This is a genomic window from Enterovibrio sp. FF113 (assembly GCF_041439165.1).
Lineage (GTDB): Bacteria > Pseudomonadota > Gammaproteobacteria > Enterobacterales > Vibrionaceae > Enterovibrio > Enterovibrio norvegicus_A.
On the sequence record NZ_JBGONO010000011.1, the window covers coordinates 30,738 to 54,068 of the forward strand.

General features: G+C 46.2%; 14 protein-coding genes. 7 read left to right on the forward strand and 7 right to left on the reverse strand.

From position 1 onward, the window contains the following. Positions 1–469 precede the first annotated feature (469 nt). The 3 genes from ACED36_RS10495 (at position 470) to ACED36_RS10505 (ending at position 4,854) form a co-directional block, all read left to right on the forward strand. Positions 470–1,531 (forward strand): AraC family transcriptional regulator, encoded by a 1,062-nt coding sequence (locus ACED36_RS10495; RefSeq protein WP_017002728.1) that lies wholly within the window; start codon positions 470–472, stop codon positions 1,529–1,531. Positions 1,532–1,725: 194 nt separating this feature from the next. Next, a complete protein-coding gene (locus ACED36_RS10500) occupies positions 1,726–3,183 on the forward strand; it encodes a coniferyl aldehyde dehydrogenase (RefSeq protein WP_371733220.1) in 1,458 nt (485 codons plus the stop codon). 90 nt (positions 3,184–3,273) lie between these two features. Further along, the gene (locus ACED36_RS10505) at positions 3,274–4,854 is read left to right on the forward strand and encodes an AMP-binding protein (protein ID WP_371733221.1); all 1,581 of its coding nucleotides are present in this window, start codon (positions 3,274–3,276) and stop codon (positions 4,852–4,854) included. A gap of 305 nt (positions 4,855–5,159) precedes the next feature. Here ACED36_RS10505 and ACED36_RS10510 read toward each other — a convergent pair whose 3' ends face one another. The 6 genes from ACED36_RS10510 to ACED36_RS10535 all read right to left on the reverse strand — a co-directional run bounded on the left by ACED36_RS10510 (position 5,160) and on the right by ACED36_RS10535 (position 12,830). Beyond that, positions 5,160–6,419: an outer membrane protein transport protein gene (locus ACED36_RS10510; RefSeq protein WP_017006477.1), complete on the reverse strand. Its 1,260-nt coding sequence runs from the start codon at positions 6,417–6,419 to the stop codon at positions 5,160–5,162. Between the two features lie 331 nt (positions 6,420–6,750). Continuing rightward, the gene (locus ACED36_RS10515; protein ID WP_016962095.1) at positions 6,751–7,119 is read right to left on the reverse strand and encodes a hypothetical protein; all 369 of its coding nucleotides are present in this window, start codon (positions 7,117–7,119) and stop codon (positions 6,751–6,753) included. Between the two features lie 46 nt (positions 7,120–7,165). Further along, positions 7,166–9,331: a lipoxygenase family protein gene (locus ACED36_RS10520; RefSeq protein ID WP_016962096.1), complete on the reverse strand. Its 2,166-nt coding sequence runs from the start codon at positions 9,329–9,331 to the stop codon at positions 7,166–7,168. 793 nt (positions 9,332–10,124) lie between these two features. Further along, positions 10,125–11,108 (reverse strand): rhodanese-related sulfurtransferase, encoded by a 984-nt coding sequence (locus tag ACED36_RS10525; protein WP_016962097.1) that lies wholly within the window; start codon positions 11,106–11,108, stop codon positions 10,125–10,127. Between the two features lie 210 nt (positions 11,109–11,318). Continuing rightward, positions 11,319–11,732, reverse strand: coding sequence for an OsmC family peroxiredoxin (locus ACED36_RS10530; protein ID WP_016962098.1), 414 nt, complete (start codon positions 11,730–11,732; stop codon positions 11,319–11,321). Positions 11,733–11,993: 261 nt separating this feature from the next. Further along, the gene (locus tag ACED36_RS10535) at positions 11,994–12,830 is read right to left on the reverse strand and encodes a calcium-binding protein (RefSeq protein ID WP_016962099.1); all 837 of its coding nucleotides are present in this window, start codon (positions 12,828–12,830) and stop codon (positions 11,994–11,996) included. Between the two features lie 446 nt (positions 12,831–13,276). On the opposite strand from ACED36_RS10535, the gene hrpA reads away from it, so the two are divergent. From hrpA to ACED36_RS10555, 4 genes are all read left to right on the forward strand, one after another. After that, positions 13,277–17,179 (forward strand): ATP-dependent RNA helicase HrpA, encoded by a 3,903-nt coding sequence (gene hrpA, locus ACED36_RS10540; protein WP_371733222.1) that lies wholly within the window; start codon positions 13,277–13,279, stop codon positions 17,177–17,179. Between the two features lie 336 nt (positions 17,180–17,515). Continuing rightward, positions 17,516–18,127: a murein L,D-transpeptidase catalytic domain family protein gene (locus ACED36_RS10545; RefSeq protein ID WP_017002733.1), complete on the forward strand. Its 612-nt coding sequence runs from the start codon at positions 17,516–17,518 to the stop codon at positions 18,125–18,127. 193 nt (positions 18,128–18,320) lie between these two features. Further along, positions 18,321–19,274, forward strand: coding sequence for a DNA ligase (locus tag ACED36_RS10550; RefSeq protein ID WP_017006474.1), 954 nt, complete (start codon positions 18,321–18,323; stop codon positions 19,272–19,274). 142 nt (positions 19,275–19,416) lie between these two features. Then, complete coding sequence (locus ACED36_RS10555) at positions 19,417–20,439, forward strand: substrate-binding domain-containing protein (protein ID WP_016962103.1); 1,023 nt, start codon at positions 19,417–19,419, stop codon at positions 20,437–20,439. Here ACED36_RS10555 and ACED36_RS10560 read toward each other — a convergent pair. Continuing rightward, entirely contained in the window at positions 20,422–23,331 is a 2,910-nt protein-coding gene (locus ACED36_RS10560; RefSeq protein ID WP_371733223.1) for an FAD-binding and (Fe-S)-binding domain-containing protein, read from the reverse strand. The two genes, ACED36_RS10555 and ACED36_RS10560, sit on opposite strands and share 18 nt — an antisense overlap.

Below are 23,331 nucleotides of genomic sequence, written 5' to 3' on the forward strand. Positions count from 1 at the left end.
ACAGATTTATTTAACAAATAACAGATGTGAGAGCTAAGTCACGTATGGGTATTTAAGACTATGTTTGTGGCGGTTGCATGGTCTATTAGCTATGCGTGTCTAGATTTGAAGTAGGCTGCATGCTGTTTGACGAAAACGCCCTTCTTTTGCCTTAGTCACAAAGCATCAAAAAAGACGCATTTTTTCTAAAGGTTTAATGGTGTTCTACTGTGTACTAGCTCGTATCGATGTCTTATAGACGTGGTATGAAGCGCTCATCTCAACAATGTCAAAGTGACATTAAAGCACTGAAATTATAAATATTTATTTGCGAGAAATAGACGGCCAACTTGATCGGCTAAGCGAATGGACTCGCAAAGAGCATGCGCTAATCTAAACGTAATCAACACTTGCTTAACCTCCATTCGTTAACTTTACATCCTGCAACATTGTTGCAACAATTTGAGTGTTGTAGTTGGAAGTGGCTCAAATGAATGCATATTACTCTACGTTAAGTGGTTGGATTATCCCTGTTACTCGAGCAATGAAATCGCTAGATCTCGATCCAGTGAAAACATTGGAGATGTTTGATATCGACCCTGCAGAAGTTAACGATCCGGAAGGGCGGATTTGTGTCGAGAGTCTAGGGAATCTTTTTACCTTCTGTAATAAGCGTGTGGGAAACCGTCAATTCAATATAGAAGTGGCGCGTTCTTTTCACCCTTCGGCGTTGCACGCGTTGGGTTATGCCGTGCAGTCGGCGTTCAGCTTGCAAGAAGCGTTAGAACGTGTGAGCCAGTACAAGCGAGTTGTATCGAATTGCAGCAACATGGACACCTACGAATCGGGCGATGAACTTATCGTTGAACTCGTCGTATATCGCTATACCGATAGCGGTAGATTGGTGCTATCTCCAGACCTTATCGAGTCATTTCTAGCGACACTTGTGCAGCTATCGCGAGATTTGGTAGGTGGCGATATCGACCCTATTAAGATCCAATGCACCTTTGAGCGTTCAAGTGATGATTGCCCTGTAGTCTCTGAGTTCTTCAACTGCCCAATCGAATACGGCTGCGAACGCAATGCTGTAGTGCTTGATTTAGAGCAAGCCAAAGAGCGGGCATTTGGCAATAATCCCGCCATTAATCAGTTGCACATCGAAATACTCAATAAGTTCATGAGCCGAGTGGATAAGACAAACCTGACTTACCTCATCGAAAGTAAAATCCTAGAAGAATTACCCATGGGCGCACCTTCACAAGCCGATGTCGCGAAACAACTTGGGTTGAGTTTGCGTAATTTGCAACGCAAGCTGAGCGAACAGGGCACCTGCTACAAAGAAATTCTGGATAACACCCGTAAACGATTAACACTGAGCTACATTAAACAACCCCACATGAGTATCAGCGAGATTGGCTATTTGGTTGGTTTTTCCAATGTGGCCAACTTTAATCGTGCTTTTCGTCGTTGGGAAGGGTGTGCACCTGGGGAGTATCGTCACAATTATCTTTCTACAAACTCAATGATCGAGCACATCCATCCTAGAGCTTAACGACTCACACTCCCGCCCACTTTAAAGCCAAGTCGACTGGTCTTTGATCCTCTATTTTCACATTTCCTATCATCGTTTTAATTCTGCATCGTCGCGTGTGGGATAAGTCTTTGGCGCAAATTAACAATCAGATCTGATCTCGAATACTTCATATTGGAACCAAGCGCACTGCCGTGCCAATACAAGGAGTTCCTATGAGTAATGCAGAGCAAATCCCAGATAGCGTGATAGCTGAAAGTTTGGTAGCAACGGCAAAAACGCAAATGGTCAGTTTGTTTGATCGCCAGAAAATGGCGTTTGATAAAGACCGTTTTCCAAGTTACGAACAGAGAGTGCGTGAGCTGAAACAGCTTAAGCAGGCAATTTTGATAAACAAACAAGATTTGCTTAATGCGCTAGAAACGGATTTTGGTTACCGCAGTCATGATGAAAGCATGTTGGGTGACATTTTCTCTTCTATTTCTTCTGTGGATTACACACTGAAGCACTTACAGCGATGGATGAAGCCACAAAAACGTGCCGTTGGCATCGTGTTTCAGCCGGCACATGCGAAGGTTGTTTATCAACCTAAAGGGGTGGTAGGTATTATTGCGCCTTGGAACTATCCGGTGTTTCTTACCATCGGGCCTTTAGTGGCGGCACTGGCTGCGGGTAATCGCGCCATGATTAAAATGTCCGAATACACGCCAAACACCAATGCTGTATTGGTGAAGTTATTAGCAGGTATCTTTGATTCCAGCAAAGTGGGCGTTACCTTGGGAGAAGCGGAAGTGGCGCAGGCTTTTTCTGGTTTACCGTTTGATCATCTTCTGTTTACAGGATCAACGGAGGTCGGTCGACATGTCATGAGGGCAGCGGCTGAAAATTTGGTTCCGGTAACACTGGAATTGGGGGGTAAATCACCCGTGATTATCGATGACAAAATCCCGCTCGGTGAAGCGGTTAAGCGCTTTATCTATGGGAAAACCATGAATGCAGGTCAAACCTGCGTGTCACCAGATTATGTGTACTGCCCTAAAAGTCGGGTGAATGAATTGGTTGCTGCCATACGGTTGCGACATGAATCGATGTATCCGTCACTTGATGGCTTTTCAAAACGAACGCGCATTATCAATCGACGGCAACATGGCCGATTAGTGGGCTATTTAGAGCAAGCCAAATCACTCGGCGCGGAAGTGATCCCTTTGGGGGAAGTGCCCACGGACCAGGATGAATGTTATATGCCGTTGACCTTGATCATTGGAAGTGATCGAACAATGACAGTGATGCAAGAAGAGATATTTGGGCCCATATTGCCCATTATTGGATACGACGACTTGAGCCAAGTGATTGATAGTATAAATGCCAACTCGCGCCCGCTGGGGCTCTACATTCAAAGTTTCGACAAACACTTTCAGAATACGGTATTGAACAACACCCATGCAGGTGGTGTGTGTATCAATGATGCGGCATTTCATGTGGTGGTGGATGACCTACCTTTTGGGGGAACAGGTGATTCAGGCTTAGGCAGCTATCACGGTGTAGAAGGGTTTCGAACTTTCTCTCATGCGAAGTCCGTGTTTAGTCGCGGTAGGCTGTTCTTCGCTGACATGCTATTTCCACCCTATGGAACGCGACTGCATCAATGGTTTTATCGGTTTTTTGTCCGCTAATCATATGCTCTCTTCGCTAGATTAGGGAGAGACCTCTGGCGAGACAGTTGCCCTAGCTTGGGTTTGGTTTGACGAAAAGGAGAATTCCCCGTGTTTCGAACTGACAGTGAAAATTACAGTACAAACCTAGCGCGCTTTATCGTGCAGGCATGTGAAGAGTACGGTGACAAAACAGCGTTCTATTGTGGGCCCGCACAACTTAGCTATCGTGATGTGGAAGAGAGATCCAGAGCGTTAGCGTGCTGGTTCCAAACTCATACCGCGCTGCAACCGGGTGATCGCATCGCCATTCAGCTGCCTAACATTCTTGAGTTTCCTATTGTCGCGTTTGCAGCATTGCGAGCGGGACTCGTGCTGGTGAATACCAATCCTTTATATACACAGCGAGAAATGCTGCACCAATTTTCTGATTCAGGCGCCAAAGCCATTGTGATTTTTTCTCCGTTTGCTGAAAAGCTTTCGGGGATTATTGATCAAACCGATATCGACGTGGTGATTTACACCACCGCAGGCGAGTTGCCAAATATTGAATGCCAAAAAGACATTAATCAGACCGATTTAAACAGCGCCTTGGCTGCCTGTGAAGGTGAAACATTAATGCCTGTTATCGTTCCGCCCGATGCCGTGTGCATGTTGCAATACACTGGGGGAACCACAGGAAGGGCAAAGGGCGCTTGCTTGACCCATCACTCTGTACTTAGCAATGCGATGCAATTGTCTGAAAGGTTATCTACCACGATTGAGCCGGGTAAAGAGATCTTTGTCTGTCCCTTGCCGCTTTATCACATTTACGCGTTTGCGGTGAATTTGATCCTGTTTTTCTCTCAGGGTCATGCCAACATCCTGATCCCAAACCCAAGGGATTTAGATAGCTTCGTTGCCTTGATTAAACCCCACAAATTTACAGGTATGGCTGGCATTAATACGTTGTTCGTTGGTTTGTGCCAGCACGCGGGCTTTCGTGAGCTAGATTTTTCCCATTTAAAAATGACGGTATCGGGTGGCACCGCGCTTATCGATAGCGCCAGAATGGCGTGGAAAGAGGCGACGGGCGGGGAGATCACCGAAGGTTATGGCATGTCTGAAACATCGCCAGTGATTAGTATCAATTACCCCGGTAAAGAGCATTATGGGACAGTGGGGCAGGCTCTGATTGGAACACAGGTCGAGATCTGGGATGTAAATGATTCGCCAGTGCCGCAGGGAGATGTGGGGCAAATCGTTGTAAAAGGCCCACAGGTGATGAAAGGCTACTGGAAGAACCCTGAAGAAACCGCAGAGGTTTTAACCGCTGATGGTTACTTTAAAACCGGAGATATGGGAATGATTTTGGATGATAGCTGTATCCAAATTGTTGACCGACTCAAGGACATGATTTTGGTGTCCGGTTTTAACGTTTACCCCAGCGAGGTTGAACAAGTGTTGTGTTCACATCCTGACGTTATAGAAGTTGCCGTGGTTGGTGTGCCAGACCAGATCACTGGCGAAGCCGTCGACGCCTATATCACAGCAACAGAATCCATTGATATTGGGGAGATCAAGCAATACTGCCGTGAGAATCTAACTGCCTACAAAATACCAAAAAAGATCACTGTCGTTAACGAACTGCCTAAATCAGCCGTGGGTAAGATTTTACGACGTGAGCTGAGGGTGAAACCCAATGCGCTTTGATTAACCAACGCAGCAAATCCTTTCTTTGTCCTTTACTGTTGCTATCGCAACAGTTTTACGCCCCAGCATGAGCCTGTTGGGGCTTTTTTTGTGAATAGTTTTAGTCCATAGAAGGTGGCACATTGAGTACCGAGTTTATGTTTCTTAAAGCGGTACAGCGGCACATACATCAGAACCATATGTTAACGTAACGGCATAAAAAAGCCCGGTAAACCGGGCTGAGTCAAAGTGGTAACGAGTATTAGAACGGGTGCTAAACGTGTTTTTGGACGTGCTTATATAAAGCGCGTATTCAAAAACATCTATTAAAAACGATAGTTCGCTTGAGCCCCAAGGATCACGAGGTAACCTTTGGTTTGATAGTCTTGCTCTCCCACAAATAAACTCGTTTCCGTATAGCTTTCGTTTGATCTATCCATGTATGCAAGGCCAAAATCAAAAGACCATTCAGCGCTGTGTTGGTAATTTAGGCCAGCGGCATACCAAAAGGCGTCTTGATCGGGAATGCTTAATGTCGTCGTGCCTGCCTTTTCATCTAATGCCACACCCGCTCTGAGTTTGATCGCTTGATTGAGCTGATATGTCGCACCAAGGGACCAGCGCCAGCTATCGTCGTACGTTTCTGGTTTGTTAAAGCAGGTGCCACCAGTAACAGAACAACCCGTGCCAGTTGCTTTGAATTCGGTGTAATCACTCCATTGTGTCCATAGCGCACTGTAGTGCACAGCGAATGTATGGTTCAGTTGATGAAAGCCAGAAAATTCAACGGTAGCAGGTAAGGGGACGTCTGATTGACTGTCTACAGATCCTCCGCCGGGGATAGCGACTAAGCCAGGAGTATGGTCAGTGAAATCACCACCGAGTTCCAGATCTACACCTGCGCGATAAGCCAAGCCAAAGCGATTGTTCTCATCAAGTTCAACCAATGCACCCAAATTCCAGCCTAACGCCCAGTCATCAGCTTCCCAACTAAGAATTTTACTTGAAGGAGACACAGGATTTGCTGCGCCGTAATGGCGGTTAACTTCACCAGTTGCATAGATAAGGCTGACACCTGCACCCACACTAAACATAGGATTGATACGGTAAGAGATTGAAGGATTCAGGTTTACTGACAGCAATGAGGTGTCGCCACCAATGTCACCTGCGGCAAAATCATCTTTTAAATCAGTTCCTAGCCCATAGTTTGAGTAAAAGCCAAGCCCGAAGGCCAGTTGTTCATTGAGAGGTTGGACATAGTAGGTGGAGGGCACAAATTGTGAGGGCACCGTGTCATCGGATGAAAGTGCATCTGAACTTCCTGTGACATTAATATCCGCATCGAAGTAGATCATGGCGCCAGAAATTTCGGCCTGCTTAAACAGTGCCATGAGTGCTGGATTTCGTCCCATGGCAGCCGCAGAGTCGCCAATCGCCGCTTCACCTGCGTACGCGCGTCCTAGCCCGCTGACAGAGTCAAAGGCGATCTGATAGCCAGCCGCGTTTGCATTACCAAAACTTAGTATTGATGCAACGAGCAGTGCCGCTTGTGACAACTTAACTTTAGGGGAGTGTGACATTAACATTTTGACCTCCATGGTTTCGATTAGTTAATGCAAATGCTTTCCGTGTTATAGAAAGGTGCATATTGATGTTAAGTGCCAACTGAATAATCGGTTTGTCTTGGTGTGCCAGAAGACTATCAGCAACCAAAGAATGCCTTGTAGCGGCAGGTGTAGAGTGCCGAAATAGTGCCAAAAGGTATGATATGACGTGATTTCTTAGCAATTTGCTGCGTAGACCATACACCGTTAATTGGGGAGCATAAAAAGCGGGGAGATCGAAGGTATCGCTCAACGGCGCAAAAAAATGAGGCCATGATGATATGGCCTCATTGTATGTTGGTTCTAATCAATATTAAGCATGGATATAGCGAATAAAATATTCCATCAACTGGAACTCTTGCTGCAAGCCAGCAAAGGCTTTTTTGAAATCAGTGCCAGGTGGGCTGGTTTCAACCATTCCTTTTGCAAATTCCGCTATCTGTTCATCTTTTACTGTTTTTGAGTACGTCAGGTTTTTCTTTATTGCGACGAACACGTCTTGCTCAGGGGACGATAATTCGAACTCCTCAGCCGCAGCAAGCGATTTAGCATTGTCTGTCGTTGACGCTAATGCACGTTTTGGCTGCTTCCAAATGTTGATTTGAGACAGCGCCAGACAAGATCCCCCTGCAATGAGAAGGGTTCGCATCGTTGCTCTTCGTGTTAAATCAATTTGTTTCATATTGGGTCTCCAAAAACTTCAATGTCAAAGCCGTCGTTCCAAGTCATTAATTCCAAGGGCTGACCGTGATGGTTGAAGGCATTCTCAAATCATAACTCCAGCGGCGTTCTGAGTTCTTCGCACGTATTTCGTCATCGAGATCCTGAAGTTGTGATTGGAAAACATCGAGTAACGGATAGACGTTGTAATCATGCTTGAACTGGCCTTTGGGGTATTTACCCAAAGAGCGGTGCCAGTCTTCGGGCAGATCCGTAAAGATACGAGAAAAGAAGAACAACCCTGCGCCAACATTCATTGGTGGACATACGTTGAGCCAATCTCTTTCTGAATAAGGGTGAGTCGGCTCTATAGGGTGACCACGATAAAAACCGAGTGCGCCTAACTTCATGAACGATGCAAGACTGGTGAAACCATGGTTGACGGACATCCAGTAAACAATCCTTGCGACAATATCGACAAGTTCTTCGATTGAATCTGCATTGTCGGGGAAACCGCGAACTCTGCCTTCATGAGTGGTTTCATAAAGGAAAGCTTGAACCTCATTGTCATCACGGACATCTTGGTCAGAGTGGTAATACAAGCGAAGGTAGCCATCGACCCATTCATGGATGATGGGCATTAAACGATTGTCATCATGTTGTGGGTAGTCGTCCAATTGAGAGAACGCGGGATCTTCCATTCGATCAAACGGTGTGCTGTGTTCGAAGAAGTGGTAATGGTTTTTCCTTCGCACAGTGGCGTTTAAAAATGTGGTGCTACTGAAACCAGACAGACGCTGAATAGCGCCAGTCAACAGACCGTTATAAGGGTTGCCATAAGGGTCGGCCTCGCCAATAACTTGAACACCTACCTCTTCAAAGATCCCTGTATGGTTATTGGTTACCAGCGCCATCAAGTGCGTGTCCAGCAGTGGACGCAAAGGATGGTGATTGGGGATGTTTCGGAAATAGGCAACAGGAATTGGACCGAGGTAAACGTGCGTAGACAAGTGGTCCACCACCGCGGCCATGGATGTCATTGTCGTGATGCAGTTCTTCGCCATTTGCCATGCCCAGTAGTTATCTGCTGGGGTGATAATTCTTGATGCTGGGGATTTTTGATTGCCATAGCCAAAGATATTGAGGAAGAACCAGTTGTAGTTGTCCCAAAATGAATGGCCGATAGGGGTTTGAGTTGGCTGTATGGCAATTGTTTTTAGTGTGCCTCCGTTCGATGGGATAGCGAACAAAGCAATACCGGCATGTAACCTTGCACCTGAATTATCCCAGTTACGTGGCGCGACGGTTTCATCATGAAAATCTTTGAAATCCAAAATGAACAGTCGGTCTTCTGCCATCGCTTGGTCTAAATCATCAGACTCAAAACCCGCGACGCGTTTGAAATGTTTATTCGTGACTGGAAAGTTTCTCTGATGTTGTGTGTAAGGTTTCAGATAATTGAACACTGGCGTAGGCGCTGCCGTCATCAACCATCCAACAACATCATCAGAACGAAAATCATTGTCATATGACGCTTTTGGCCATTGATTAATCCGCTGCTCATACTGTGGGTGCGTGGTACAAAAGTCGGGATAGAAATCCAATTCATCCACGTTGTTGCACTTTCTGCTCGGAAAAGTCAGCAGAATAGGATCCATGATTTCAAAGGTGATACGCCCTGGTCTGTTATCGGCCAGAGAGCTATAGATAACAGTGAGGAGGTTGATAAACTTTGCCGCGATATCTGGAGAAAGCACTATCGTTAAAAAGTTTTTTTCAAGATAGGCAATAGTGCCTTCAAACAGTCGGACGCCTGCAAAGTCAGGGTCAGCATCATTCACACCGAAGTTATACTCAGCTTCTTCTAAGCCACCTCGGTAACGCCACTCATTAGCATCTTGTACGTCAGTCGTGGTGACGTTTCCGTGTATAACAGCGCCAGGTAACTTGGCGTATTCAAAAAAGTTATCTATTTTTGCTTGCTCAAGCGCTTGCTGCCTTTCACTCAGCGTAACGCTATCATATTGCGGCAGTGAAACCATGGGGTACGGCGCTAACCATTTCTCGTTTCCGCCAAGCCCAACCTCCGGCCCTCCTTGCACAAAATCTGTGCCGTCGTAACACTGTTTGTTGAAAAATCGAGCAGACCGGGTCAAATTGCTGGTGCTGCTGTCGGACTCTGGGCTTGGTGCATTAATTAGTGCTCTGAGCTCCGCTATTTTATCATCACTCATTGTTTCATCCCTTGATTGCTGGTGGATACGTCACTGATTGATTTCAATCGCAATAGATGGTGACGATGTCGTTTCGCCAATCACCGCAGTTTGGACTGAAAAAAATCACAACCTGTTGTTATGCAGTCATTGCGTCTATCTCAAATAACCACTGCGCAGGTGCACATTCGCAGAGGGCGCTTCTTATTGGTGGATATGTAATTAAGAAGCCGCTATGTCACGTTAACAACAGTCACGAAAATACCTGTTATCCAAACACGAAGAACTCTTGTCCGAACAGGCACATTAATGAAACGTTGAACCATTGCTGAATTTCCCTGACCTACATCGAGTGTAAATATTTTTTACAATTTTCATCTCTCAATAATGAGAGTGGCAGGTTAATCGATTACATTTCGTATGGGATTTAAGTGTGGGGTGTGTGACTTGCTGGGCGAATAGCGATGGATGTGTGTTGTTTATGCTGAACGTAGTAGCTGTCACGGTAAGAAAATATACGCCGAAGCAGGATGGGTGGCTTGTTCATCAAGAATTTGCTTGGGAATGCTTTTAAGCCGAAGGCAGGGAGCATGGCATGTTATCGCGCTTTTTTATCGCTCGCCTTGCTCACAGTGAGCAAAGATATCTAAATCTGGCAATACAACGCGGTGGAAACAGACATCATGCCAAGTAAGGTATGGAACAAATCATACCGTTCGGTAAAAGTTGAGGTGATGGAGACTGAGGGGCGTGATTCTCAAAAGCTTAACAGAGCAAAACTGGCCGAGGGGATCGGCCAGTGTTTCTAATCGTATTATTTACGGCGCGAGCGTTGCTTTTCTTTTAGCGATAACTTTTGTGCACGTTTTAAGTTTTTATGCTTGATGGCGTCAGCGCCGACATGGACTTCACCGCGTTGTTTAGCGAGTTGAACTTGTTTTTCTCGCTCTCTAAACCCTGCGATTTGTTCATCAGTGTGAGTGCCAAAACATTTCGGGCAGCTTACGCCGTGTTCAAACTGAGGACTCTGTTTGTCTTCTTGCGTGATTGGCAGGCGACACGCATTACAAAGCTCATAGTCGCTTTGTTCTAACTGATGATTAACGGCAACGCGACCATCGAAAACATAGCAATCACCATTCCAAAGGCTGTTTTCTTCTGGCACTTCTTCAAGGTATTTCAGAATACCACCTTCAAGGTGATAGACCTCGTCAAACCCTTGCTCTTTCATGTAGGCTGTTGATTTTTCGCAGCGAATACCGCCGGTACAGAACATGGCCACTTTTTTGTGTTTCTTCGGATCCATGTTCTCTTTAACATAGTCGGGAAACTCACGGAAGGTTTCAGTGTGTGGGTTAACTGCGCCTTCGAATGTACCTAGCTCAATCTCGTAATCGTTGCGCGTATCAACAACAAATACTTCAGGATCGGCGATCAGCGCGTTCCATTCCGCTGGTTTGACGTAAGTGCCAACCACATGACGGGGGTCGATGCCTTCTATCCCCATGGTGACGATTTCTTTCTTCAATTTCACTTTGCTGCGGTTAAAAGGCTGCTCATCAGAGAACGATTCTTTGAAATTGATACCGGAAAGGCGTGGGTCTGCGTTGAGGTTAGCGAGGAAAATATCAATACTTTCACGAGGCGCAGCTACCGTGCCGTTAACCCCTTCTTGTGCCAGGAGTAAAGTGCCTCGTATTTGGTGCTTTTCCATCAACGCCGTTAATGGCGCTTGAAGGTCTTGGTAATCTTTTAATTCAACAAACTTGTATAACGCGCAGACAACAAACTGACTCACAAGGTTTCCTTTCTGTGACTATTTGGTAATTGAGACGCATTGTAGCCGAGGTTATTGTTAACAAACATGTATAAATTGTAGGGATATTAAGCGTGGCCTAAAACGACTAACAGGGCATAACAGCATTTGTGTTTGCAATAGGCGTCTAAATATAAAAAACGCCGAGCACAAGCCCGGCGTATACCTGTTTGAAAATGACGCAGGACAGTCCTAAATCAGAGATAAAGACAGAGTGATTTCAGTGCCGGTGAACAGTCGTGAAATTGGACACTTTTGCTTTGCGATTGCACCGAGTTCTTGCAATATCTCGTCTGTGAGCCCTTCCGCTGACACCTTAGATTCAAGCTGAATCAAGGTGATCTTTGGGCCGTCATCTTCACCTAAATGAACTTTGGCCGATGTTTTAATCGTTGGGTCAAAATGCTTCTCTGAAAGCAGTGCTGAAAGAAACATGGAATAACATCCAGAATGCGCTGCGCCAACGAGTTCTTCTGGGTTAGTGCCTGCACCATTTTCAAATCGTGATGCAAACGTAAATGGGCCCGTTACGTCCCCATACTTCATAGTGCCTTTGCCTGATTTCAGCGTTCCTTCCCAAACCGCGCTTGCATGTTGTGTAGGCATCTTTTTCTCCTTGAATGATAGTTTCAACTGACATTATTGAGTTGTTAACGAAGGGTGGGGCACGTTGCGTTGGCTTTCGTTAACATATCTATTGTTTCCATCGGCAAAGATTCACGCAAGAAACAAAATATTTAGCGAAGACAAAGTATTTTTGCCATTGGACAAGGTGAATGCGATTTGCAGGAGGCGTTGACCGAGAAAAGAACGAAAGAAAGGCAAACTACAGCCTTTCTTTTTTAGGAAAGGAAAGGGATTTAGCCGCTATGCGTTGTAGAAAATAAAATCATCATTCGAGAAATCGGTTAGCTGTGCATTGTTAAATGTGACTGCATGCGAATCGGAGAGGTTCAAAACAACGGTTGATCCGACTTGATTGATGTCTAAATCATCAAAATCATCTGCCATATTCAACAAAAACACCATGTCATTGTCTTGCTCAAAATCAACGATACGATCTTGGCTTTGCTCGCCTTCCATTAGCCCAGAGAACATGAAGTAATCTTGCCCGTCACCACCAATATAGAAATCATTGCCACTGGTACCGACGAGATAATCAGTGCCGTCATTTCCGAACAAGCGATCGTTACCAATGCCACCAATCAGAACATCGTTGCCAACGCCACCAAGTAAATCATTATTACCAGCCAGACCGATGAGAATATCGTCGCCGCTACCACCTCCTAGGTAATCGTCCCCCGCACCACCATAAACAATGTCATGTCCTGTGCCACCCGTAAGGGTGTCATCACCGCCGAACGAGGCGATGTGATTGAGAAACGCCGGGTTTTCCGCAATGAATTGCTGAACGCTTGAAAGTGCCATGTTCACGTCTTCAGGTGATACCCATGAGAAATCTTGCTCTTTGAGCGATTCATACAGCGCACTCAAGGTGCCTTCCAACGCCTCGGCTTCGGCTTCGAAATACTCATCGATGGGAATGTCATCCCCGAATATAACGTCATCGCCGCCAAAACCAATGATCCCGTCGTCTCCGTCCAGCCCATTTAAAAAATCACTGCCGTTCATGCCTTCAAACGTATCGTCTTCGTCAGATCCTAAAGCGACATAATCAAAGTCAATTCCATACACTGTTGTCATTGTTATCTCCATCGTGGTCCAGCTAGGTATGTCGTACGATAAAGTGTAATTGGCATGCAAATTTTGGCTGTCTCACATACATGATAATCGTCATGAGGAAGAGAGTTGATACGACCGTTCTATCGTTAAGATTGTTTCTTTCGCGATTCACTATTCCTGTGGGTAGAGCTAGTGCGGATTGGCGCATAACCCAAATGCGCTAGCGAGGTGATGACAGCATAACGATATGCAGTAAATACAGGGCTCTGCTAATTTCATGCTAACGCTTTATTTCAAGTGATATTCAGGGATTAGACGAGAGATGACGTGACAGAGATTGAAGAGGGCGTTTAAGAAGGTCTGTGGTAGAATCGTCGCAATTTTTAAGACGGTATTGCGCACATTTGTTCTGCGACTACGTACCGTGTATGTATCTTCATTATTAACAGCATTTCTTGGATACCGTTTTGACCGCTTCAAATCATCAAAATAACGAAAAAACCCTGTTCGCGGCACTAGACGATTGCATGATCAAAGACAGATTTCGTCTGAGCAAACGCATCAAAGGGGCACAGCGCATTAAGAAAGACGAAGCCCGTCAGGCCGTCTTTGAAGAGCTGGCTTTAGACATTGCGCGTTCAATGCAAGTGCGTATGCAACGCCTGCAATCTATGCCAAAAATTTCTTACCCAGAGCAACTGCCCGTTAGTCAGAAAAAAGATGACATTGCAGAGGCCATTGCCAATCACCAAGTGGTGATCGTGGCGGGTGAAACCGGCTCGGGTAAAACCACCCAGTTGCCGAAAATATGTATGGAGTTGGGGCTGGGTGTCTCTGGTCTGATTGGCCATACGCAGCCAAGACGTCTTGCCGCCCGTACCGTTGCGAATCGTATTGCGGAAGAGCTCGACACTGAGTTGGGCAAAACCGTCGGTTATAAAGTGCGGTTTAACGATCAAGTCTCGGCGGAATCGAAAGTTAAGCTGATGACAGACGGTATCTTGCTGGCAGAAATACAGCATGATCGCTTTCTGAGTCAGTATGACTGCATCATTATCGATGAAGCACACGAACGTAGTCTGAATATCGATTTCATTCTGGGTTACTTGAAGCAATTGCTGCCGAAGCGCCCAGACTTAAAACTGATTATTACGTCCGCAACCATTGATCCGGAACGTTTTTCTAATCACTTCCGTGGTGCACCCATCATTGAAGTATCTGGCCGTACCTATCCGGTTGAAGTGCGTTATCGTCCATTGGTTGAAGACAGCGATGATAACGATCGCGATCAACTTCAAGCCATTTTCGATGCCGTGGATGAGTTGCATGACGAAGGGCCGGGCGACATTCTGATCTTCATGAATGGCGAACGAGAAATCAGAGATACTGCGGATGCGTTGGAAAAGCGCAATCTTCGTGGCACTGAAATTTTGCCGCTATACGCACGTTTGTCATCGGGTGAGCAAAATCGCGTGTTCCAGACGCATTCAGGACGCCGAATTGTTCTTGCGACCAATGTGGCGGAAACCTCGCTGACTGTGCCGGGTATCAAGTATGTTATTGACCCGGGTACGGCGCGTATTTCTCGTTATAGCTATCGCACCAAGGTTCAGCGTTTGCCGATTGAAGCCATCTCGCAAGCGAGTGCCAATCAGCGTAAAGGTCGTTGTGGACGTGTGTCTGACGGTATTTGTATTCGTTTATTCTCCGAAGACGATTTCTTGTCGCGTTCAGAATTTACTGATCCAGAGATCCTGCGTACCAATTTGGCGTCCGTTATCCTCCAAATGACCGCGATTGGGCTTGGCGATATTGCGGCTTTCCCATTTGTTCAGCCACCGGATAGCCGAAACATTTCAGATGGCGTGCGTCTGCTAGAAGAGCTTGGTGCACTGAAGCAAGGCAAGAGCCACGATGAACACAAACATCTGACTGAAACGGGGCGTGCACTCGCAAAATTGCCTATCGATCCTCGTTTGGCACGCATGGTGTTGGAATCAGCACGTATGGGTGCGCTGAAAGAAGTCATGGTGATTGCGGCGGCGTTGTCGATTCAAGATCCGCGTGAGCGTCCATCGGATAAGCAGCAAGCGTCTGATGAGAAACACAGTCGATTTAACGACAAAGAATCTGATTTTGTGTCGTTCGTCAACATGTGGGATTACATCGCAGAGCAGCAAAAAGAGCTATCGGGTAATCAGTTCCGCAAGCAGTGTAAGAAAGAATACCTTAACTATTTGCGTGTTCGCGAGTGGCAGGATGTGCATTTCCAAATCCGTCAGGTTGTCCATGAACTTGGTTTTAAAATCAACCAAGAGCCCGCAGATTATCAAGCCGTACACACGTCACTGCTGGCCGGTTTGCTCTCACACATTGGCCTGAAAGATCAAGAGAAGAATGAGTATCAAGGCGCTCGTAATGCGCGTTTCGGTATTTTCCCTGGTTCTGGCATTTTCAAGAAACAGCCAAAATGGGTCATGGTGGCGGAACTGGTTGAAACCTCCAAGTTATGGGGGCGTGTTGCCGCAAAGATCCAACCTGAGTGGGTTGAGCCTCTTGCCAAGCACTTGATCAAGCGCAGCTATAGCGAACCTCATTGGGAGAAGAAGCAAGCGGCTGTCTTTGCTCATGAGAAAGTCATGCTGTATGGCATTCCTATCGTGCCTAATCGTAAGGTGAATTATGGCAACATTGATGCTGTATTGAGCCGCGAGATATTTATACGGTCAGCGCTGGTGGAAGGCGATTGGGACACCAAACACAAGTTTTACCATCAAAACCGTAAGCTGTTAGAAGAAGTCGAAGAGCTTGAGAAAAAATCACGTCGCCGCGATATTTTGGTCGACGATGACACGCTTTATGAATTCTACGACCAGCGTATTGAACATACAGTGGTCTCTGGGCGTCATTTTGATTCCTGGTGGAAGAACGTTAGCCGAGACGAACCTGAAAAGCTGAACTTCGAAAAAGCCATGCTGTTGGCAGGGGATGCCAGCCACATTACAGAGCTGGATTATCCTAATTTCTGGCATCAAGGAAACTTGAAACTCAAGCTTTCTTACCAGTTTGAGCCAGGGGAAGATCACGATGGCGTCACGGTTCATATCCCGCTACCTGTTCTGAATCAGGTTGAACCCGAAGGATTTGACTGGCAAATACCTGGGCTTCGCCATGAATTGGTGGTGGCACTGATTAAATCACTACCCAAGACGTTACGACGTAACTTTGTGCCTGCACCGAACTATGCGTCTGCATTTCTTCAGCGCGTGACACCGATGGAAGCACCGATCCTTGATGCGCTTGAGAAAGAGTTGAAACGCATGACGGGAACAACCGTGCTGCGTGATGCTTGGCAACTCGCACAGCTTCCAGAGCATTTGAAAATCTCTTTCCGCGCGGTTGACCATAAAAACCGCAAACTTAGCGAGAATCAGGATCTGTATGCGCTAAAAGAGAGCCTGAAAGAGAAAGTACAAGAAACCCTGTCACAAGTTGCCGATGATGACATCGAACAGCAGGGGTTGACGACATGGAGCTTTGGTCAACTACCACAGATGTACCAGCAAAAGCGCGGTGGCTTTGAAGTTCGAGCATTCCCCGCAATCATCGATAACAAAGATTCGGTAGGGATTAAGCTGTTCGAAACGGAAGAAGAACAACGTCAGGTCATGCAACAAGGCCAGCGTCGTTTGATCTTGTTGAATGTGCCGTCACCGATCAAATACTTGCATGACAATTTGCCAAATAAATCCAAGCTTGGGTTGTACTTCAACCCATACGGTCGCGTATTGGATTTGATTGATGACTGTATTGCGTGTGGGGTGGATAAGCTGATTGAAGCGCAAGGTGGTCTGAAATGGGAACCTGATGCATTCAACGCGTTGAAGGAATATGTTCGCGCAGAATTGGGTGACACTGTGGTAGATATTGCGAAACAGGTAGAGCAGATTCTGACAACGGCGTTCAACATCAATAAGAAGTTGAAGGGGAAAATTGACTTTACTATGGCGTTTGCACTGTCGGACATCAAGGCACAGGTCGATGGCCTTATCTTTAAAGGTTTCGCGACAGAGTGCGGTTGGAAGCGTTTGCCAGATATCCAACGGTATTTAAATGCGGTTGAACGTCGTTTGGAAAAATTGCCAATTGACCCGAACAAAGACCGTCTGCACATGCTGAAAATTGAATCCATTGTGGGTGAGTACAAAGAGTTACTCAACAAAATACCGAAAGGGCAGAAAATCCCCGAAACGGTAAAAGAAATCCGATGGATGATAGAAGAATTACGCGTAAGTTACTTCGCCCAGCAATTAGGGACGCCTTATCCGATTTCTGATAAGCGGATTAAAAATGCGATCAGCGTCATATAAGGTCTTTACAAGGCTGTTTCATATCAGACGCACCTTACCTTAAAAACAGAAAGCCAGCAGTTATGCTGGCTTTCTCACTTTTTGCCGTTGTGGCAAGATCTTCACGACAGAATGCTGACAAGCGGCAAGTACATGCCTTCAAAGTCGGTTTGATCTGGCTTAAATGATGAATATCAGTCAGCCAGAAAAAATACTAATTCTAACTTATTGAATAAAATAACCATTCGTTGCTATGCCATGGCTGGCACGAATTTTGGTACTCATTTAATACTTCCCAACGTAACAGTGACTTTTGGGAACTCGATATGAATGATGTGCTAATTAATAGGGAATAACATGTTTAGGGCAGTAAAAGCGCTGTTTGCGCTGACATTATTTGTTTTTTCGGCAAATGCTTTTGCCTCGCATCTTCCTGGTGCGAAGACCATGTATAGCGAGCTAAAGCTATCTCATGAAGTCTCTTACGATAAGTTCGAGAAAGCGTATAACCACTTCAAGACGCACAAAGACGATACGTCAATTTTCACTTTGATTGATTACAGCAAGCCGTCTTCACAAAAGCGCTTTTGGGTGTTTGATGCGGCTAAACGAAAAACGCTTTTTTCATCTTATGTTTCTCACGGGAAAAACAGCGGTAGTCTTTATGCCAAAGATTTTTCAAATCGTGTTAATTCTCGTCAAACCTCAATAGGCGTCTATCGAGCTGCGGAAACGTATTATGGCAAACATGGTTATTCCTTGCGTCTCGATGGGCTATCGAAAGGGCTTAATGACAATGCGCGCAAGCGTGCAATTGTCATCCATGGAGCGGCATATGCTCATCCCAAAGTCATATCGAAAACGGGTCAGCTTGGCAGAAGTTGGGGTTGTCCTGCATTGCCGAGTTATCTGTCGAAGAAAGTGATTAATACCATCAAAAATGGTTCTTACATTTATGCATTTGGCTGAGATCACTCGCTTATAACATCACTAATATTGTCCGAAATTATTTGGTGCGAATCGAGAGAACGCGCCATTTCTTTGCATCAAACTGCAACAACAAATGCCTAACTATATAGGCAGTCCCACAATAATTCATTCAAGTGGCACTTCATCGTTGTATAAAGAAAATGATAAGCAAATTATTGCTTATGGAATGGCGATGAAAAAATATGTCATGGCGGGCGCTATCTCGTCGATATTGAGTTACCAAGCCTGCGTGCTCGCACAAGAGAACCAATCAAAATCGGACTTTTCAAAGCAGAGTTATTTTCTTGATGGTTTTTCTCGCAACAACCTTGACCAAGAGAAGGTTGCACTGTCAACGCATGCAACACGACTCGTGGTTCAGTTGGCGACGGATTATCAGCAAGGGATGGCAATCGACTGGGCTGATTACCTGTTTAGTGAAAAGCTTGATGGCATTAGGGCGATATGGACTGGCGATCGGCTTATAACCCGTCAGGGAACACCGATTTCTGCACCGTCATGGTTCACTGATGATTTACCTGATTATGCTGTTGAAGGTGAACTATGGGCAGGCAGAAATCGCTTCGAGCATGTGATGTCAGTGGTTATGGATGACAAGCCTGATGACATGGAATGGGGATCCATTCGTTATATGCTGTTTGATCTTCCTAATCAGCCTCATGATTTTGTGACAAGGTTTGACGCATTGGTTCGCTTTGTTGATCAAACGGCTGCCGAGCATATTCAATATGTGGCGCATTTTCCTGCACTCAGTGAATCTCACGTTCAATCGTTGTTAACGAAGGTTGACCAGAATGGCGGCGAAGGTTTGATGCTCAGAAAGATGACTGGTGGGTATGACTTGGGCCGCAGTGACAACGTATTGAAACTCAAACTTGCCATCGATGCCGAAGCCTTGGTGATCGGGCATGTTGAGGGGAAAGGTAAGCATGAAGGGAGAATGGGATCGATTGTGGTGAAAACGGACGATGGAAAGGTGTTTAAAATCGGTACAGGTTTTACGGATAAACAAAGAGGAACCCCGCCTGAAATTGGAAGTCTTGTGACCTATCGTTACAACGGTTACACGAAAAATGGTATTCCTAAATTTGCACGTTATGTGCGTATTGATAAGAGCAAGCAATAGCCAATCATAGAAAAGTGCTGTTAGACAAAGCGATATACCTTAGTAACCTCACACTTTGCATATTAACCGTGGCAAATTTCTGAATGTGTTCAAGAATTTAACCAAGCGGCTATTTTCGTCGTTCGGTTAAGGATTTTGGGTTATGCAAAAAAAACGTCGGCCAACGATGCAAGACGTCGCCGAGATAGTCGGCGTGACAAAGATGACGGTGAGCCGCTACTTGAAATACCCCGACAAAGTGGCCAAATCGACAGGTAATAGTATTCAAATTGCCCTGGATGATGTCGGTTACATTACTAACCGTGTGCCAGGTATCTTGTCTAATCGCAGTAGTCGAACGATTGGTGTTGTTCTTCCTTCCCTTAGTCACCCAGTGTTTCAACACGTGATCAAAGGCATAGAGAAAGTAACGGAAACTGTAAACTATCAAGTGATGGTGGCGCATGGCGGATACGATGTGGATATTGAAGAGCAGCGAATTCAGTCGTTATTGTCTTTTAATGTGGATGGATTGATCCTTGCTGACAGTGAACATTCAGAGCGTGCATTGAAGATGATCGGCACGGCTGGTATTCCGTTTATTGAAGTGTTGGATGCTGATGAAGTCATGAGTACGGAAGACGACGCGAGCACAATGTCTGTTGGCATCGATAATGAGCTTGCTGCTATGTCGATGGTTACTTTGATGATTGAGCGTGGTTACGAGAACATTGTGTGCTTGAGCGCCAAAAAGGGCATTCGCACGCAGAGTAAGCTTCAGGGGTATGTGAATGCGATGGAGCAAGCGGGCTTGCAGGCGAGAAGCTTAACGGCTAAATCAGAGTCTTCCGTTTCCGTTGCAAAAAAGATGGCGCGAAAAGTGATGGAGCGCTATTCGGACACTGATGCATTTTTCTGTACTGATGATGAGTTGGCGGCCGGTGTTTTGCTAGAGTGCCAGCAACTTGATTTACGCGTGCCAGAAGATATAGGTATTGCAGGTATTCACGCATTAGATATCGGTCAGTCTATGATGCCAAGGCTGGCAAGCATCGTCACGCCAGATGTTGAAACGGGTGAGCAAGCAGCGTTGTCACTATTGGCAATGATAGAAGGGCGCAGTTTGTCCACAAAGCCCTTAGCCTTCGAGCTTGATGAAGGCGAGAGCTTACTCTCGCCAACCTAGTTGCCATTCAGGACAGGTGACGCTGCTTTTTATCCTCGTTGGCTTGTTCGCGGTATGAGCAGTCTGGCGCTTTGTCGACACTTCATCTAATAAATACAAAATTGAACGATACGAAATACCACTGTGATGGGTTAAGCCTATTTCACAGGTTCGGCTGTTACTGAAGCCGCGAGAGCAGCCTTCCGGGATTTGCATCTTCAATGGTGCGACCGCCGCGGCATTGAGCTCAGGGGTGAAGAAGCCTTTATCACCGGCAAATCCACAACATTCGATATGCTCAGGCACGATCACTTCTTTTGCGCAGGCTTTAGCCACTTTCAATAATGTATCTGCAAGTCCCATCTTTCTGGTGCTGCATGTGATGTGGAGCATGACCGTTTCGTCTACGGGCGTGATATTAAGGTCATCAATAGCATGTTCCAGTACGAAGCTGGCTGGCTCGAACACCTCTAAAGGGAAAGTGAACAGTTCTTTGCTCAGTTTTGCGCAGGGGCTGGTATCCATCAATATAGGGAGTTTTCCCATCTCGCTGGCTTGCCATAATGTTGCCTCTAAACGATAGCTTTTGTCTTTGCTGATCGTTGTCATCCCTTTGCTGTCATAGGGCATACCGCAACATTGGTTGCTGAGATTTTTTGGAATGATGACCTGATATCCTGCACGCTCAAGGAGTGACATTGTCACTTCTGTGAGTGGCCGATGCTCGTCACTGCCGATTTCATTGCTCATGCTTCTGCTGGCGCAAGACGGAAAATACACCACTTTTTTAAGGCTGCGCTCCGTACTCGATTTTAGCTTGTAGCGGTTTGCGGTTGGGAAACGATTTTGCCACTCGGGCGTGCTTCCCTTCGTCAGTTTGCATAGTCCGTTAACGGTTGAACCCAGCGCTTTCTCTCCGATCGTCTTTTGTAACCATTGGTTTGCCGATAGCCCGACGCGCGTGAGTGAGGTTACTGTGGAAAAATGCTTTGCTGTCCAACGTGCAATAGGGGTGAAACGTTTGTATTTTTCAGTGCGCAATTTCTTGATGAGATCGCCAGTATTAATGCCAACCGGACAACGCTCTGCGCACAATCCAGTAGCGGCACAGGTGTCCACACCGAGGTAATCAAACGCTTTTTGCAATTCAGCTTTTCTGGCAGGTTCATTAACGCCATCAAGACGGCGTAATTCACGATAAATCACAATCCGTTGGCGAGGCGACAAAGACAGCGTGCGTGATGGGCAGACGGCTTCGCAGAAACCACACTCGATACATCTGTCCACTAAGTCATCGGCTTTGGGCATGGGTTTAAGGTGGGTGATATGCGCTTTTGGGTTGTCGTTAATAATGACGCCTGGATTTAACAGCCCTAGCGGGTCAAACAGAGACTTGATCCGTCGCATTATCTGGTAGGCGTCTGCCCCCCACTCAAGCTCAACATAGGGTGCCATGTTGCGTCCTGTGCCGTGTTCCGCTTTTAGTGACCCTTGGTATTTAACCGCCACAAGCTGTGTGACGGCATCCATGAATTTCCCATAGCGCTCAACCTCAGTTTCGCTGTCAAATCCTTGAGTGAAAACGAAGTGCAGATTACCTTCAAGAGCATGACCGAAAATAATGGCTTCATGGTATTGGAACTCACTGAATAGCGCCTGAAGTTCTCGAATTCCTCCTGCCAATCTCTCAACGGGAAAAGCGACGTCTTCGATAATCACCGTGGTGCCTGCTTGCCTGACTGCACCGACTGCGGGGAACATACCTTTTCGAATGCCCCATAACGTACCGACGGTTTCTGCTTCCGAGGTGAACGCCACTTGATGCAAAATGTCGTAAGCGGCGAGTGTCGCCATAATGGTTTTACTTTGCATGTAGAGCGTGTCTTCATCGCTGGCGCGTGTTTCAACCAGCAGGGCACAGTGTTCTAGTGTCAGCACTGGCATGAAATCGGGCATGCCGGGGTTGTTTGCCACGGAACGAAGTGCACGACCGTCCATCATTTCGACGGCCGAAACGGGGGTTTTAGACAATGCGGTCACCGCATTAGATGCGGTTTCAATATCATCAAACACGAGCAGCGCAGAGGCTTTGAAAGGATGCTCTATGACTGTGTGGTACGTGATTTCTGCTATAAACCCGAGCGTGCCTTCTGAACCCACCATTAAGTGAGTCAGTACGTCGATAGGGTCTTGGTAATCAATTAACGCATTCAGGGCGTAGCCTGTGGTGTTTTTGAGTCGATACTTGTGCGCAATACGTTCTTTCAAGGCGTGATTCTGTTCGACATCGGCACACAGAGATTTAATACCTTGAATCATCTCACGATGGCTGATTTTGAATTCATCGACGGATTGGGCATTTGACGTATCAAGCAAGGTACCATCGTGGAAGACGATTTTCATTGAATCCACGGTTTTATAAGTGTTTTGCGCCGTGCCACAGCACATGCCGCTAGCATTGTTGGCGGCAATGCCACCAATCTTACAACTGTTGATCGATGCCGGATCTGGGCCGATCTTCCGCATAAATGGTGTTAGGTAACGGTTGGCGTCTGCGCCAATCACACCTGGCTGAAGCCGTATTTTGTCCCCATCATCAATAATCTCGTGTTCTCGCCAGTTGTCCGTAAGCGTAATCAATACTGAATCTGAGACCGCTTGTCCAGAAAGGCTGGTGCCCGCGGCACGAAAGGTGAACGGTGCTTTCATTTCAACGCAGGTGTTGATAATGAAAATGACATCATCGAGATCGTCTGCCTGCACAACCATTTCAGGGATTAATCGATAAAAGCTGGCGTCTGTTCCATAAGCTAACCTACGCGTGTTGTCTGTGATCAAACGCGATGAAGGAATACGTTGGTTTAGTTTATCAAGTAGTTGTGCCTTGGTGTTATTTGCCAGCGTCTGGCTCAT

Excerpts from the sequence above, each read along its gene's own strand:
- ACED36_RS10495 (WP_017002728.1), top strand. The coding sequence starts at position 470 with ATGAATGCATATTACTCTACGTTAAGTGGTTGGATTATCCCTGTTACT.
- ACED36_RS10500 (WP_371733220.1), top strand. The coding sequence starts at position 1,726 with ATGAGTAATGCAGAGCAAATCCCAGATAGCGTGATAGCTGAAAGTTTG.
- ACED36_RS10510 (WP_017006477.1), bottom strand. The coding sequence starts at position 6,419 with ATGTTAATGTCACACTCCCCTAAAGTTAAGTTGTCACAAGCGGCACTG.
- ACED36_RS10515 (WP_016962095.1), bottom strand. The coding sequence starts at position 7,119 with ATGAAACAAATTGATTTAACACGAAGAGCAACGATGCGAACCCTTCTC.
- ACED36_RS10520 (WP_016962096.1), bottom strand. The coding sequence starts at position 9,331 with ATGAGTGATGATAAAATAGCGGAGCTCAGAGCACTAATTAATGCACCA.
- ACED36_RS10530 (WP_016962098.1), bottom strand. The coding sequence starts at position 11,732 with ATGCCTACACAACATGCAAGCGCGGTTTGGGAAGGAACGCTGAAATCA.
- ACED36_RS10535 (WP_016962099.1), bottom strand. The coding sequence starts at position 12,830 with ATGACAACAGTGTATGGAATTGACTTTGATTATGTCGCTTTAGGATCT.
- ACED36_RS10545 (WP_017002733.1), top strand. The coding sequence starts at position 17,516 with ATGTTTAGGGCAGTAAAAGCGCTGTTTGCGCTGACATTATTTGTTTTT.
- ACED36_RS10550 (WP_017006474.1), top strand. The coding sequence starts at position 18,321 with ATGAAAAAATATGTCATGGCGGGCGCTATCTCGTCGATATTGAGTTAC.
- ACED36_RS10555 (WP_016962103.1), top strand. The coding sequence starts at position 19,417 with ATGCAAAAAAAACGTCGGCCAACGATGCAAGACGTCGCCGAGATAGTC.
- ACED36_RS10560 (WP_371733223.1), bottom strand. The coding sequence starts at position 23,331 with ATGAGCCAGACGCTGGCAAATAACACCAAGGCACAACTACTTGATAAA.